The 12,815-nt window shown below is 63.0% G+C and carries 15 protein-coding genes; 12 read left to right on the top strand and 3 right to left on the bottom strand.

Annotated elements, in window-relative coordinates; genetic code table 11:
* The first annotated feature begins 16 nt into the window (after window positions 1-16).
* Together K6301_RS04255 and K6301_RS04250 are read left to right on the top strand one after the other, a co-directional pair.
* Window positions 17-445, top strand: coding sequence for a PilZ domain-containing protein (locus K6301_RS04255; protein ID WP_247219518.1), 429 nt, complete (start codon window positions 17-19; stop codon window positions 443-445).
* A gap of 83 nt (window positions 446-528) precedes the next feature.
* Window positions 529-1,641 (top strand): pyridoxal phosphate-dependent aminotransferase, encoded by a 1,113-nt coding sequence (locus tag K6301_RS04250; protein WP_247219517.1) that lies wholly within the window; start codon window positions 529-531, stop codon window positions 1,639-1,641.
* Between the two features lie 98 nt (window positions 1,642-1,739).
* On the opposite strand, the gene K6301_RS04245 is transcribed toward K6301_RS04250, so the two are convergent.
* A complete protein-coding gene (locus K6301_RS04245; RefSeq protein ID WP_134647476.1) occupies window positions 1,740-2,009 on the bottom strand; it encodes an SEL1-like repeat protein in 270 nt (89 codons plus the stop codon).
* Window positions 2,010-2,474: 465 nt separating this feature from the next.
* On the opposite strand from K6301_RS04245, the gene K6301_RS04240 reads away from it, so the two are divergent.
* A complete protein-coding gene (locus K6301_RS04240) occupies window positions 2,475-2,813 on the top strand; it encodes a DUF2147 domain-containing protein (protein WP_247219516.1) in 339 nt (112 codons plus the stop codon).
* A gap of 42 nt (window positions 2,814-2,855) precedes the next feature.
* Here the strand turns inward: K6301_RS04240 and K6301_RS04235 are convergent, their stop codons facing one another.
* Window positions 2,856-3,557: a glutathione S-transferase N-terminal domain-containing protein gene (locus K6301_RS04235; protein WP_247219515.1), complete on the bottom strand. Its 702-nt coding sequence runs from the start codon at window positions 3,555-3,557 to the stop codon at window positions 2,856-2,858.
* Between the two features lie 179 nt (window positions 3,558-3,736).
* On the opposite strand from K6301_RS04235, the gene K6301_RS04230 reads away from it, so the two are divergent.
* From K6301_RS04230 to K6301_RS04195, 8 genes are all read left to right on the top strand, one after another.
* Window positions 3,737-3,901, top strand: a complete 165-nt coding sequence (locus tag K6301_RS04230) for a hypothetical protein (RefSeq protein WP_167718835.1) — start codon at window positions 3,737-3,739, stop codon at window positions 3,899-3,901.
* 23 nt (window positions 3,902-3,924) lie between these two features.
* Entirely contained in the window at window positions 3,925-4,098 is a 174-nt protein-coding gene (locus tag K6301_RS04225) for a hypothetical protein (protein WP_167718877.1), read from the top strand.
* 66 nt (window positions 4,099-4,164) lie between these two features.
* Entirely contained in the window at window positions 4,165-4,485 is a 321-nt protein-coding gene (locus tag K6301_RS04220) for a YnfA family protein (protein ID WP_247219514.1), read from the top strand.
* A 72-nt stretch (window positions 4,486-4,557) separates the two neighbouring features.
* Entirely contained in the window at window positions 4,558-6,060 is a 1,503-nt protein-coding gene (locus tag K6301_RS04215) for an AMP nucleosidase (RefSeq protein ID WP_247219513.1), read from the top strand.
* 147 nt (window positions 6,061-6,207) lie between these two features.
* The gene (locus tag K6301_RS04210) at window positions 6,208-6,615 is read left to right on the top strand and encodes a GtrA family protein (RefSeq protein WP_247219512.1); all 408 of its coding nucleotides are present in this window, start codon (window positions 6,208-6,210) and stop codon (window positions 6,613-6,615) included.
* Window positions 6,612-7,622 carry a glycosyltransferase family 2 protein gene (locus tag K6301_RS04205; protein WP_247219511.1) on the top strand — a complete coding sequence of 337 codons (1,011 nt, stop codon included), beginning with the start codon at window positions 6,612-6,614 and terminating at the stop codon, window positions 7,620-7,622. The genes K6301_RS04210 and K6301_RS04205 overlap by 4 nt, the downstream gene beginning before the upstream one ends.
* On the top strand, window positions 7,623-9,125 hold the full coding sequence (locus K6301_RS04200; RefSeq protein ID WP_247219510.1) for a glycosyltransferase family 39 protein: 1,503 nt from the start codon (window positions 7,623-7,625) through the stop codon (window positions 9,123-9,125).
* An 18-nt stretch (window positions 9,126-9,143) separates the two neighbouring features.
* Window positions 9,144-9,887, top strand: a complete 744-nt coding sequence (locus K6301_RS04195; protein WP_247219509.1) for a ChbG/HpnK family deacetylase — start codon at window positions 9,144-9,146, stop codon at window positions 9,885-9,887.
* Window positions 9,888-9,890: 3 nt separating this feature from the next.
* On the opposite strand, the gene K6301_RS04190 is transcribed toward K6301_RS04195, so the two are convergent.
* Window positions 9,891-11,264 carry an aspartate aminotransferase family protein gene (locus tag K6301_RS04190; protein WP_160870921.1) on the bottom strand — a complete coding sequence of 458 codons (1,374 nt, stop codon included), beginning with the start codon at window positions 11,262-11,264 and terminating at the stop codon, window positions 9,891-9,893.
* Window positions 11,265-11,413: 149 nt separating this feature from the next.
* Here K6301_RS04190 and K6301_RS04185 point away from each other — a divergent pair, with 149 nt between their 5' ends.
* The gene (locus K6301_RS04185) at window positions 11,414-12,784 is read left to right on the top strand and encodes a glutamine synthetase family protein (protein ID WP_134647496.1); all 1,371 of its coding nucleotides are present in this window, start codon (window positions 11,414-11,416) and stop codon (window positions 12,782-12,784) included.
* Window positions 12,785-12,815 lie beyond the last annotated feature (31 nt).

Genomic DNA, 12,815 nt, shown 5'->3' with positions numbered 1-12,815 from the left:
CCTCGGGAGTATCGCAATGAGCATTGGCGCCGATCCGCGTTCCGCCGCGGGCCTTTATGAACGCAAGTGGGAGCGTTATGCCGTCAACCGGCAGGGCATGCTGATGACCGTGGGCTTCGATCTGGGCGCGCCGAAAATGCGCAGCTGCCAGTTGATCGACATCTCGCAGGGCGGCGCGAGCTTCAGCGTCACCACGACGATCGGCCTGCCGCTGCACTACTATCTCTCCGTCGTTGGCGTCGCCTCGCGCATCGGCTGTGCCGAGGTCTATCGCACCGACAAACGCATCGGCGTGCAGTTCATCAAGGAAATCGACGAGGAGCTGCTGCACACCATCGTACGCGCCGACTACTTTACCGGCGGCGGCGCGGCAAAGCCGAAAGTGCCGGAGCGGCGCTACATGGTGGGCGTCGAAAAAGGCGGCGTGGGATCGCGCATCACCTGACCGTTTCGCGACCGGGGATTATTGGCTAGGGTGCCGGAAAAACCGATTCCGGCACCTTGTCCTTCCCGATCCCAGGCGTTTTCATGTCCGCATTCTCCCGCTTCACTCCCATTGCCCAGACGCTGCCCTCCACCGTTCCCTTCGTCGGCCCCGAAACCATCGAACGCACCCGCGGCCTTGCGGTGCGCGCCCGCATCGGTGCCAATGAAAGCGGCTTCGGCCCGGCTCCCTCTGTCATCGAGGCGATGCGCGCGGCAGCGGCGACGACGTGGATGTACAGCGATCCGGAGAATTTCGAGCTGCGCGAGGCGCTTGCCCTTCATCACGGCATATCGCGCGACAACATCGCGATCGGCAGCGGCATCGACGGCCTGCTCGGCGATATCGCACGGCTGATCGTGGAGCCGGGCACGCCGGTCGTCACCTCGCTCGGGGGCTATCCGACGTTCAACTATCATGTAAACGGCTATGGCGGCCGGCTCGTCACGGTGCCCTATGCGGGCGACCGGGAGCACCTCGACGGCCTGCTGGACGCGGTGCGGCGGGAAAACGCCCCGCTCGTCTACCTCGCCAATCCCGACAATCCGATGGGCAGCTGGTGGGATGCCGACAGCATCGTCGCCTTCGCGCAGGCTTTGCCGGAAACGACGCTGCTCGTGCTGGACGAGGCCTATGGCGAGACGGCGCCGGCCGGAACCATTCCGTCCATTGCCGCGCTGATCGGCCAGCCGAACATTCTGCGCATGCGCACCTTCTCGAAAGCCTACGGACTGGCGGGCGCGCGCGTCGGCTATGCCATCGGCACGCTCGGCAATGCGCAGGCCTTCGACAAGATCCGCCACCATTTCGGCATGGCACGGGTGTCGATTGCGGCAGCGCTCGCCGCCCTCGAGGACCAGACGTATCTGAAGGATGTGATCGGCCGCATCGCGGCGTCGCGCGCGCGCATCACCGCCATCGCAAAGGAAAACGGTCTTTCGCCGCTGCCTTCAGCGACGAATTTCGTCACCATCGATTGCGGTCGCGACGGCGTGCATGCCAAGGCCATTGTCGACGGACTGATGGAGCATGGCGTGTTCATTCGCATGCCCGGCATCGCACCCCTCAACCGGTGCATCCGCATCAGCACGGGACTGGATAGCGACATGGCCCTCCTGGAAGAAGCCCTGCCCAAAGTGCTGAAAAAGCTGGCATAAACGCCAAGCCTCCCGACGAGCCGACGGAACTCCGGTTCTGGCGCCGGTTGCCGTGGGTCTGCGGGAGGCTTTGCGAATGCCTGTTGAGGCCTGTCTTATCAGTGAAGCGTCATCCACTCGCGGGCGGCGCGCAGTGCCAGGGCGAGGTCGGTTTTCGTCATCGTCGCGGCAAGATCGGCACGCAGTTCTGCGGCGCGGTCGCACCCCTTGATCGCGGCGATGTTGAGCCATTTGTGCGCCTGGACGACATCGATATCGCAACCGCGACCCGTCGCATACATCAGGCCCATGTCGCAGAAGGTTTCGGCGCGGTTGTCACCGCCAGTCATGGCGGCCGTTTCGGTGTTCTGAAAATCAAAGCGTGCCATTTCGATATCCCTGTCTGACTGGTTTTCGTTCTTTTGTCCTGTTTTACCTGCCCTTTCGGGCCTCTCGTGGCGCCTGCCGTCTGCGCGGCCTTGGTCTTTCCCCGAGAGTTTTGCCGGCCGGTTATCCCGTGCTCGTCTTATGGCTCCACTATGCCGCGGGGCCTTCAAAATGCGCTTAAAAGGCATGCTTAATTTGAGACGAACAAAATCCAAACGCTTGGTAAAATTGGATTTTCGTTAAACATCGGACCTTCTGGAATCCGGCGGATTTGCTTCAAAATTTACCGATTGTTCAAACGACGATTTCAACGCTTCGCTAACCACGGCAAACGGCGGCAAATTTCCGGACTGCGATTTTTCGGTCGCTCCGCCCCTTTTCGACCGCGCCGGATTCGCGTTTCCCCGCATATTTACCTTTACGTTTGCGTAAGATATTCTGCGCGCTCATTCTGGAGGAGGAAGAGAATGAAACTGAGGACCTTGCTCATTGCAGCCCTTTTCGCCATGCCCGCCGTCGCCAATGCCGCCGAGCCGATCGAGGGCAACTGGAAGACGGCAAGCGGCGCGACCGCGGCGATCGCCAAATGCGGCGGCGGCTTCTGCATTACCCTGAAGACGGGAAAACACGCCGGCAAGCGCATCGGCCAGATGAAGGGCGCCGGCACCGACTACAGCGGCTCGATCACCGACCCGGAGACGGACAAGACCTACAGCGGCTCCGGCACGGTCAGTGGCAGCTCGCTGCGCATGAAGGGCTGCGTGCTGGCGGTTCTGTGCAAGTCACAGACCTGGACACGGCTCTAGAAGCCGAAAAGCCGGCGCCAAGCGCCGGCTTTGCCTCTTCGATTATCGCGCGCGCTGGCCGAACAGGATCTTCTGGGCTTCCTTGTCCTCGGCAAGGTTGGCCTGGCGGGCCCGCTCTTCCTGACCGACCGCGATGCCGCGCTCGACGGCCGGCCGCGCCATTACCGCCTCGAACCACCGCTTGAGATGCGGAAAGTCGTTCAGATCCTGCCCCTGCTTTTCGTAGGACCGCACCCAGCCGACGCATGCCATATCCGCGATCGAGTAATCGCCGGCCAGATATTCGCGATCGGCAAGCCGCCGGTTCATCACGCCGTAGAGGCGGTTCACCTCGTTGGTATAGCGGTCGATGCCGTAGGCGATCTTTTCAGGTGCGTAATCGCGGAAATGATGCGCCTGTCCCGCCATCGGTCCAAGCCCGCCCATCTGCCAGAACAGCCACTGGTCGACGTCGACGCGTTTGCGCTCGTCCGCCGGATAGAACTGCCCGTATTTGCGGCCGAGATATTGCAGGATCGCGCCGGACTCGAAGATCGAAATCGGCGCGCCGCCGGGGCCGTCCGGATCGATGATCGCCGGCATGCGGTTGTTGGGCGCGATCTTCAGGAAATCCGGCGCGAACTGCTCGCCCTTGCCGATATTGATATACCTGACGTCATAGGGAACACCCAGTTCCTCCAGCATGATCGTGACTTTGTACCCATTCGGCGTGGGCCAGTAATAGACTTCGATCGGCGCGGTCATTTCGGTCTCTCCTTGGTGTCGTTCCAGACGTAGAAGGCCAGACGTAGAGGGTGCCCGGGGCTCCTTCAAGGCGCATTCAGACCTTTTCTGAACGGGAGATGAACCGGCCTCTCAGGGAGCGTTCAGTCCCGGAATGCGACAAAGGCACCACAGCAACATTCTGCTTCAGGGACAAGACAATGGACATTCTCGCTCGCCGCCTCACGATCATCACGCTTCTGATGGCGATTTTCGCGATCATGCTCGCTGCCGCCGTCGAGACGGACTACCGCCGCAACGCCCATAATTCCAACGGCAAGCTCGTCGCGTGCTCCGCACCGCAGATGTGCCGCGCCTCTATCTGACAGCAAACCGAAAGACGAACCCGATGACCGCCCTCACCCACACCGCCGCGACGCTTCTGCGCATCTTCGCCCTCTCGGCGATGATGATCGCGCCGGTCGGCGGTCTCGCCTGGAGCAATGCCGGCGGCCTCGGGATCGAAAAGCAGGGCGCCGGCCTCGTTCTCTTCGTCACCCTCCAGCGCCAGTCGATGAGCTGACGCCGGTCTTTCCAGCCGGCTGATCCGTGATAAACGGGGAGACTGCCAAGTCTCACCGGAGCCCGGATGAAATCCCTCCTTCTGTTTTCCGCCGCCGCCCTTGCCGAAATCGCCGGCTGCTTTGCCTTCTGGGCCTGGTGGCGGCTGGACAAGTCCGTTCTCTGGCTCGTTCCCGGCATGGTTTCCCTCGCCCTGTTCGGCTGGCTGCTGACGCAGGTCGACAGCGCGTTTGCGGGCCGCGCCTATGCGGCCTATGGCGGCGTCTATATCGCGGCCTCGCTGCTCTGGCTGTGGCTTGCCGAAGGCATGCGGCCGGACCGCTTCGACCTTGCCGGCGCGACACTGGCACTCGTAGGCGCCGGCGTCATTCTCGCGGCTCCGCGATAGGGCTTGCGATAAGGCTTGCGGGCGCGCCGAAGTTGTCGTTTGCTTGTCAAAAGACAACACCTATAGTGATTCATGAGCAAACGAATCTTCTCGCCCAAGCCGCTTTCCTACGCCACACCCGCGCCCTATGAGGCCAAGTCCTTCGACGATCCGGTGGCCGCCGTCGATGCACTCGAAGCGCTCTACGATCGCAATACGAGCTTCCTGACAGACGCCTTTGCCTCGCTGGCCGATATCGGCACGCCGCATACGCGCTTTCGCGCCTGCTATCCGCAGGTCAGCATCGAGACCACCAGCTTCGGCCATGTGGATTCGCGCCTCTCCTATGGCTACGTCGCCTCGCCCGGCGTCTACACGACGACCATCACGCGCCCGAAGCTCTTCCGTCACTATCTGATCGAACAGCTCGGGCTCCTGATGCGCAATCACGGCGTGCGGGTCATCGTCTCGGAGTCGACGACGCCGATCCCGCTGCATTTCGCCTTCAGCGAAGGCGCGCATGTGGAGGCGGATGTGGCCGGGGGCATCGAGCTGCCGCTGCGCGATCTCTTCGACGCGCCCGACCTTTCCAACACCGACGACGAGATCGCCAACGGCGCCTATGAGCCAGGCCCCGGCGAGCCCTCGCCGCTCGCGCCCTTCACCGCGCAGCGCATCGACTATTCGCTTGCGCGCCTCAGCCATTACACGGCGACCAGCGCCACGCATTTCCAGAACTTCGTGCTGTTCACGAACTACCAGTTCTATATCGACGAATTCTGCGAATGGGCGCGCCAGCAGATGGCCGAGGGCGGCAACGGCTATACGGCCTTCGTCGAGCCCGGCAACATCATCACCTATGCCGGCGCCGACAGGCCGGACCCGGACATCACGCCCGGCCGCCTGCCGCAGATGCCGGCCTATCACATCAAGAAGAAGGGCCATGGCGGCATCACCATGGTCAATATCGGCGTCGGCCCGTCCAATGCCAAGACGATCACCGACCATATCGCGGTGCTGCGCCCGCACGCCTGGCTGATGCTCGGCCATTGCGCTGGCCTGCGCAACAGCCAGACGCTGGGCGACTACGTGCTGGCGCATGCCTATGTGCGCGAAGACCACGTGCTGGACGACGACCTGCCCGTCTGGGTGCCGATCCCGGCGCTGGCGGAAATCCAGGTCGCGCTGGAAGGTGCCGTGGAGGAGGTCACCGGCCTTGAGGGCTACGACCTCAAGCGCATCATGCGCACCGGCACCGTGGCGACGATCGACAACCGGAACTGGGAACTGCGCGACCAGCGCGGGCCGGTCAAACGCCTCTCCCAGTCCCGCGCCATCGCGCTCGACATGGAATCGGCGACCATCGCCGCCAACGGCTTCCGTTTCCGCGTGCCCTACGGCACGCTTCTGTGCGTCTCCGACAAACCGCTGCACGGCGAGCTGAAACTGCCCGGCATGGCCACGGCCTTCTACCGCACCCAGGTCAACCAGCATCTGCGCATCGGTATCCGCGCCCTGGAAAAACTCGCCGGCATGCCGACGGAAAAGCTGCATTCCCGCAAACTCAGAAGCTTTTTCGAGACTGCGTTTCAGTAAAAAACGGCAGTGGACAGACCGACCCTTAAGGTCTACTGAGCCGGTAACTTGAGTGCGTCGGGATATTTTTCGTCCCGGCGCGCTTTGCCATCCGCAGCGCGCGCCAAACGCCTTTCGGCGGGTTCTCGCACAGCCGATTTACCGCCCATGCCCGACTTTCAAAAAACCTTTTCCATCGTCAGGAATTTTCTGGTTTTCAGTGGCGGCTCGGTCGTCGGCGCTGTTATCGACTATGTGGTGACGCTCGGCGCGCATGGTCTTCTGGATACGCCACCCTCCCTTGCCCTGAGCCTCTCCATGGTGATCAGCGCCTCCGTCGTCTTCCTCTATCACGACAGGATCACCTTTCGCACATTCGGGGCAGGCTGGCTGAAGCGCTACGTCAAGTTCATGATGCTCGCGGCGATCGTCCTGGCGCTACGTGTCGTGATCCTTGAACTGCTCATCGCCGCGATGCTTCCGGTCTTCATCGCCGTGGCAGTGGCCATCGTGGTCGTTTCCGTCGCCAACTTCGCAGCCTCGTCGATGCTGGTCTTCATGAAAGGACGCCAATGACCTCCGGCCAAAGCCTGTCCATAGTCGTTCCTGTTTTCAACGAGGCGGAGAACCTCTCCTATCTCGTCAGCCGCCTGAACATGGTTTGCGAACGCATTCGCCATGAGTTCGGGATCGACACGATCCACTATGTCTTCATCGATGACGGCAGTTCCGATGGAAGCTTCGATGCTCTCGGTGCGCTCGATTATGCCGGGCAAGGCGTGACGCTCCTGCAATTCTCGCGCAATTTCGGCAAGGAAGCCGCCCTCTCTGCCGGCATCGATTCGGCGACCGATGCCGACGCGATCATCATGATGGATGCCGATCTTCAGCATCCGCCCGAGCTTCTCGTCGATCTCGTGCGCGTCTGGAAAACCGAGGGCGTCGATAGTGTCTTCACTTACAAAGAGCATCGCCGGACTTCGGAAGGCGCTCTCAAAGCCACGCTCTCGCATGTCTTCTACTGGGTCATGAACCGGGGCGCGCGCTTCTCGATCACCGAGAATGCGGGCGACTTCCGGCTCATCAGCCGGCGCTACGCCAACGCGCTGCGCCTGCTGCCGGAAAGCCAGCGCTTCATGAAGGGGCTTTACGGGTGGGTCGGCTTTGCCCAGCGCGGCCTGCCGCTCACGCCACCGCCGCGGGAGCGCGGCACCACGAGCTTCAATGGCGCACGGCTCATGGCGATGTCGTTCGACGCCATGACGAGCTTTACCACTGCACCCCTGCGCCTGATGGCGCTGGCCGGCCTCGTCATTGCCTGCGTCAGCGCGGTCTACGGCGTCTATATCGTCGTGGAGCGGCTGTTCTTCACCGCCAACAGCATCGGCATCGCCTCCGTTCTGGCGCTGATGGCCTTCTTCGGCGGCATGCAGATGATCTTCCTCGGCCTGCTCGGCGAATATATCGGCAAGACCGTCCTCGAAGCGAAGCGGCGGCCCCCCTACATCCTGGCCGAGAAGCGTGTCATATCACCGCCTGCCACGGACACGGCAGCGTCCGCACAGACAGAAATCTCCTCCTGAATGTTCAAGACCTTCTCCTCCAGGCCGGCCCTCTTCGTCGTGATTCACTGCTTCGTCTGGTGGATCATGATCCTCATCGCCAAGCCCAATCTCGATCGCTATGGCGACATGGCCGAAGTCTATGCCTGGTCGCAGCACTGGCTGGCGGGATCGAGCAAGCATCCGCAATTCCTGCCGTGGATGGCCAAGATCTGGTTTCTGGTCGCGCCCAAGACCGTGGCCTCGATCTATCTGCTGTCGGCCGTCAATCTCGCCGTGGCCATGCTGGGTATCCTCGCGCTCGGCCGCGCGCTGCGCTTGGGAGACCTTCAAGTGCTTGTCGCGCTGGCTCTCGGAGCGCTGGCCTTCCCGTACCTGACGCTTGCCGACAAGCTCAACATGAACGCGATATGCCTTTCGATCTGGCCCTGGACGGCCTGGGCGTTCGTGAAGGCGACATCGGAGCGGAGCGAAAGGCGCATGCTTCATGCGGCGCTGTTTGGCCTGCTGGCCGGGCTTTCCATGCTCAGCAAGTACTATTCCATCGTTCTCATCCTGCCGCTCTTTGCCTTCACGTTCCTGTCGAACCAGCGCTGGATCTGGCGCACGGCGACCCCGTGGGTGGCTATCGCCGTCTATCTTGCCGTGACCACGCCGCACATTCTCTGGCTGATGGCCCATCAGGATGCCATCGCCTATGCCCGCGAACAGGCGGGAGACGACCCGACCGGCAAGCGTCTCTACTACATCGCAAAATTCATCGCGGCCCCGCTCTTCTACTGGCCTATTCCGTTCATTCTGGCCGGGCTTTTTCTCGTCAAGGGCTCGTTCCTCAGCCGTTGCGCACAGCTGGCGCGGTTGCCGCGGGATAATGCCCTTCTCGGTGTGCTGGCGCTGGGGCCGTGGCTGCTGACGCTTTTCTTCGCGGTCGTCGGCCTTGTCGAACTGTCGACGCCCTGGGCGATCCCGATCGGTCTCGCCTTCATGCTCTATGGCATCGCCAATGCCGACCCGCAGCTTCTGCAGAAAAACGGACCGAAGATCATCGCGGCCTTTCGCTTCATCTGGCCGATCATGCTCATTGGCAGCGTCATCGCGGCAACGATGGACGCCTACAGCGACAACGTGAATTACTACCGGCCGGAACAGGAGCAGGCGGTGGCGGCCGTCGACCATTGGAACACGCGCCACGACATGCCGCTTTCCTGGGTCTCAAGCGGCAATCTCGCTGCCATGATCGCATTCTTCTCGCCGACGCCGATAGAAGCACTGCCGACGCCGCCCGATGCGCTGCCGTCCTACTATCCGGAGCGCGCGAACTGGAAGAACGAGGCCGGTATCATCGCCTGCCCCGTCGAGGTGGAGGGCTCCGACGCGTCGGACTGCATACGGGAAGCCAAGGCCTGGGCGTCGCTTCACGGACTGCAATCGGAAGAGGTCACGTTCACGATCGCACGCTCGGGCATTCGCTTTCCCCGCACGCTGCCATTTCAGATGCCGGTGGTGTATGTCTGGCCGAGATGACGGCCAGGGCAGGTGCGCATGCTGATTGCAGACGACTTCGGCCTCGGCCGGGAGCATGACAAAGTGATCCTCGATCTCCTCGAAGGAGGGAAGATCGACGGCACCTCCGTCATGGTCGACGGCGATATCGATCCGCGGGATATCGAGCGGCTGCGCCAGCTGCGGGAGCGCGGCGCGGCCATCGGGCTGCATCTCAACCTCACGCACGACTTTTCAGGCCGTCATTTTCACCGGCCAGTCGGCGATCTGCTGCGGCTCTGCCTCACCGACCGGTTGCCGCAACAGGCGCAAGGCGCCTTTCGCAGACAGGCCGAAACGTTCCACGCCACCTTCGGCTTTCTGCCGGACTATTATGACGGTCACCAGCACTGCCATTGTTTTCCCGGTCTTGACCGGATTGCGGCAACGCTGCCCCGGGAAAATCGCGTCTGGATGCGTGTGCCGCTGCCCCGGACATGGGCCGGCCGCATGCTCAACATGCGCGCAGGCGGGCCAAAGACCGTCCTGGTCATGATCCTCGCGCATTGCGCGGCAAGGACGTTCCGCAGGGCGGGCTGGGAGACGAACAGCGATTTTTCCGGCTTCTTGCCGCTCGACAGGCCGGACGCCGTCGCGCGATGGCTACCCACGCTCCTGAGCGCGCGCGCCGCCGACACATTGATGATGGTCCATCCGGGAAGCGCCGATGACCGGAGCCAATGCCCCGGCCATGCGTCGCAAAGCCGTGTCGTGGAAGCGGAAATCCTTTCGCTTCAGGCCTGAACCTCAGCCCTTCATCACCGTCCAAGCGTGCTCCAGGCCCTTGCGGGTGATGTCGATCATCTGGTCGACTTCGGCGTGGGTGATGACGAGCGGCGGGGAGAAGAGCATGCGGTCGCCGGTGGCGCGCAGCACCAGGCCGTTTTCCAGGCAATGGTTGCGCACGGTGACACCGGCCTTTTCCTTGTCTTCGAAGCGCTTGCGCGTCGTCTTGTCCTCGGCGAGCTGGACGGCGGCCATGAGGCCGACCTGCTGGACTTCGCCGACGATCGGCAGGTCCTCCAATGACTTCAGGCCGGCGGCGAGGTAAGGGCCGATATCGTCGTGCACGCGCTCGACCAGCTTCTCATCCTCGATGATGCGCAGGTTTTCCAGTGCCGCGGCGGCGCAGACCGGGTGGCCGGAATAGGTGAAGCCGTGGTTGAAGTCGCCGACTTCCTCGACCAGCACATTGCCGACGCGGTCGGACACCATGACGCCGCCGATCGGCAGGTAGCCGGAGGACAGGCCTTTGGCGATGGGCGCCAGATCCGGCTCGACGCCAAAATGCTGGTGGCCGAACCAGTGGCCGGTGCGGCCGAAACCGCAGATGACTTCATCCGTGACGAGCAGGATGTTGCGCGCCTTGCAGATGCGGGCGATTTCCGGCCAGTAGGTGGCCGGCGGCACGATGACGCCGCCCGCGCCCTGGATCGGTTCGGCGACGAAGGCGGCAACGTTGTCTTCGCCCAGTTCGTCGATCTTCTCTTCCAGCTGGCGGGCCATCTTCAGGCCGAATTCATCCGAAGTGAGATCGCCGCCCTCGCCGTACCAGAACGGCTGGTCGATATGGTGCACGCCGGCGATCGGCAGGTCGCCCTGCTCGTGCATCCACTTCATGCCGCCGAGCGAGGCACCGGCGACGGTGGAGCCGTGATAGCCGTTCTTGCGGGCGATGATGGCCTTCTTGGTCGGCTTGCCCATCGCGCCCCAATAGACGCGGGCCATGCGGAACCAGGTGTCGTTGGCCTCCGAACCCGAGCCGGTGAAGAAGACGCGGTTGATGTTGGGGCCGGCATGCGAGGCGATCTTCTGCGCAAGCAGAACGGCCGGCGGCGTCGTGGTGCCGAAGAAGGTGTTGTAGTAGGGTAGCTCGTTCATCTGCCGCACGACGGCATCGGCGATTTCCTTGCGGCCGTAACCGATATTCACGCACCACAGGCCGGCGAAGCCGTCGAGATAGCGTTTGCCGTGGTTGTCGAAGATGTAGCAGCCCTCGCCGCGTTCGATGATGCGGGTGCCGGCCGCGTTCAGTTTCTTCATGTCCGAGAACGGATGAAGATGGTGGGCGGCATCGAGGGCACCGAGGTTCGAAACGGCTGCTGCACTGGTCTGCGACATTTGAATACATCCTTGCAGGTGGAACCCGCCTTATTGAACGACGGGACAGAATGGGTTACGAAAATGCCCATGTAACAGGCATTTGGCAAGAGATGCTGCGCGAGCAAAATTTCCGGCCGGTGCTTCCCGCCAAACCAAAAGCAGGCACCATGACAAACGACAAGAAGGCTGCCGGTTCGCCGCCGGCCAACGCGCCCACCAATTCCCAGGCCCGTATCGAAATCCTTCTCGTCGGCATGAACGGCGACCTGCGCGGCAAGCAGATTCCGCCCGAAGCCGAGAAGAAGATCTGGGACGGTTCGGTTCGCCTGCCCTCCTCCACCCAATCGCTCGACATCTGGGGCGACGACAATGACGACATCACCGGCCTGTCGCTGTCCGTCGGCGACCCCGACGGCGTGTGCATTCCCGATCGTCGCTCGCTGACGGCAATGCCCTGGGCGCCCGAGGGCTCGCGCCAGGTGCTGGCCACCATGCACGAATTCGACGGCACGGCCTCCTTCATGGACCCGCGCGCCATTCTTGCCCGCATGGTGAAGCGCTTCGAGGACCGCGGCCTCACACCGGTCGTGGCGACCGAGCTCGAATTCTACGTGGTCGAGGACGACTGGCGCGAGACCGGCAAGCCGCGCCCGCCGGCCGCCCTGATGTATCGCGACGAGCCGAACGGCTTCCAGCTCTACGACATGCGCGCCACCGATGCGCTGGACGGCTATATCCAGACGGTGCGCGCCTGGGCGAAGGAGATGGACCTGCCGGCGGATGCGACCACGGCGGAGTTCGGCCCCGGCCAGTTCGAGATCAACCTGCTGCACCGGCCGGACGCGCTTGCCGCCGCCGACGACTGCATCTACCTCAAGCGCATCGCCGAACAGGCCGCACGCCGGTTCGGGCTGAAATCCACCTGCATGGCAAAGCCCTATGCCGAGCATGCGGGCTCCGGACTGCATGTACATTGCAGCGTCATCGACAAGGACGGCAAGAACATTCTCGACGCCAAGGGCGGCGATCCGGCGAAGCTCAAGTCGATCTGCGCGGGCATGCTGCAGACGATGCGCGACGCGCAGCTCGTCTTCGCACCGTTCGCAAACTCCTATCGCCGGTTCCAGCCGGGCTCGTTCGCGCCTGTCGACCTGACCTGGGGCTTCGGCCACCGCGGCACCGCGATCCGCATTCCCGACAAGGACGGCCCGGCGGCACGTGTCGAACACCGCGTGGCGGGCGCCGACGTGAACCCCTACCTGCTGCTGACGGCGATCCTGGGCGGCATCCTGCTCGGGCTCGACAACGAACTCGATCCGGGGCCGGTGACGGAGCCCGGCAAGGATGCGCCGCCGGCCACGCGCCTGACGCACGATTTCCTGACCGCGGTGGAAGAATTCTCGGCCTCGCCCTTCATCAAGGACGCGTTCGGCGAAGCCTACCAGAAGCTCTACGGCGACACGAAGCGCAAGGAGGCCATCACCTATCTGCGCACGGTCTCGGATTTCGACTACCAGACCTATCTGCCGCGAATCTGAACGGCTCGGCTCCGCCTGCCGACCATCTTCG

The organism is Shinella oryzae (assembly GCF_023038235.1).
In the GTDB taxonomy this organism is placed as follows: domain Bacteria; phylum Pseudomonadota; class Alphaproteobacteria; order Rhizobiales; family Rhizobiaceae; genus Shinella; species Shinella sumterensis.
This window is presented reverse-complemented; position numbering and strand designations above follow the sequence as displayed.

What these genes read in the sequence shown, in the direction of transcription:
- K6301_RS04255 (WP_247219518.1), top strand. Translation starts at nt 17, where the DNA reads ATGAGCATTGGCGCCGATCCGCGTTCCGCCGCGGGCCTTTATGAACGC.
- K6301_RS04250 (WP_247219517.1), top strand. Translation starts at nt 529, where the DNA reads ATGTCCGCATTCTCCCGCTTCACTCCCATTGCCCAGACGCTGCCCTCC.
- K6301_RS04245 (WP_134647476.1), bottom strand. Translation starts at nt 2,009, where the DNA reads ATGGCACGCTTTGATTTTCAGAACACCGAAACGGCCGCCATGACTGGC.
- K6301_RS04240 (WP_247219516.1), top strand. Translation starts at nt 2,475, where the DNA reads ATGAAACTGAGGACCTTGCTCATTGCAGCCCTTTTCGCCATGCCCGCC.
- K6301_RS04235 (WP_247219515.1), bottom strand. Translation starts at nt 3,557, where the DNA reads ATGACCGCGCCGATCGAAGTCTATTACTGGCCCACGCCGAATGGGTAC.
- K6301_RS04230 (WP_167718835.1), top strand. Translation starts at nt 3,737, where the DNA reads ATGGACATTCTCGCTCGCCGCCTCACGATCATCACGCTTCTGATGGCG.
- K6301_RS04225 (WP_167718877.1), top strand. Translation starts at nt 3,925, where the DNA reads ATGACCGCCCTCACCCACACCGCCGCGACGCTTCTGCGCATCTTCGCC.
- K6301_RS04220 (WP_247219514.1), top strand. Translation starts at nt 4,165, where the DNA reads ATGAAATCCCTCCTTCTGTTTTCCGCCGCCGCCCTTGCCGAAATCGCC.
- K6301_RS04215 (WP_247219513.1), top strand. Translation starts at nt 4,558, where the DNA reads ATGAGCAAACGAATCTTCTCGCCCAAGCCGCTTTCCTACGCCACACCC.
- K6301_RS04210 (WP_247219512.1), top strand. Translation starts at nt 6,208, where the DNA reads ATGCCCGACTTTCAAAAAACCTTTTCCATCGTCAGGAATTTTCTGGTT.
- K6301_RS04205 (WP_247219511.1), top strand. Translation starts at nt 6,612, where the DNA reads ATGACCTCCGGCCAAAGCCTGTCCATAGTCGTTCCTGTTTTCAACGAG.
- K6301_RS04200 (WP_247219510.1), top strand. Translation starts at nt 7,623, where the DNA reads ATGTTCAAGACCTTCTCCTCCAGGCCGGCCCTCTTCGTCGTGATTCAC.
- K6301_RS04195 (WP_247219509.1), top strand. Translation starts at nt 9,144, where the DNA reads ATGCTGATTGCAGACGACTTCGGCCTCGGCCGGGAGCATGACAAAGTG.
- K6301_RS04190 (WP_160870921.1), bottom strand. Translation starts at nt 11,264, where the DNA reads ATGTCGCAGACCAGTGCAGCAGCCGTTTCGAACCTCGGTGCCCTCGAT.
- K6301_RS04185 (WP_134647496.1), top strand. Translation starts at nt 11,414, where the DNA reads ATGACAAACGACAAGAAGGCTGCCGGTTCGCCGCCGGCCAACGCGCCC.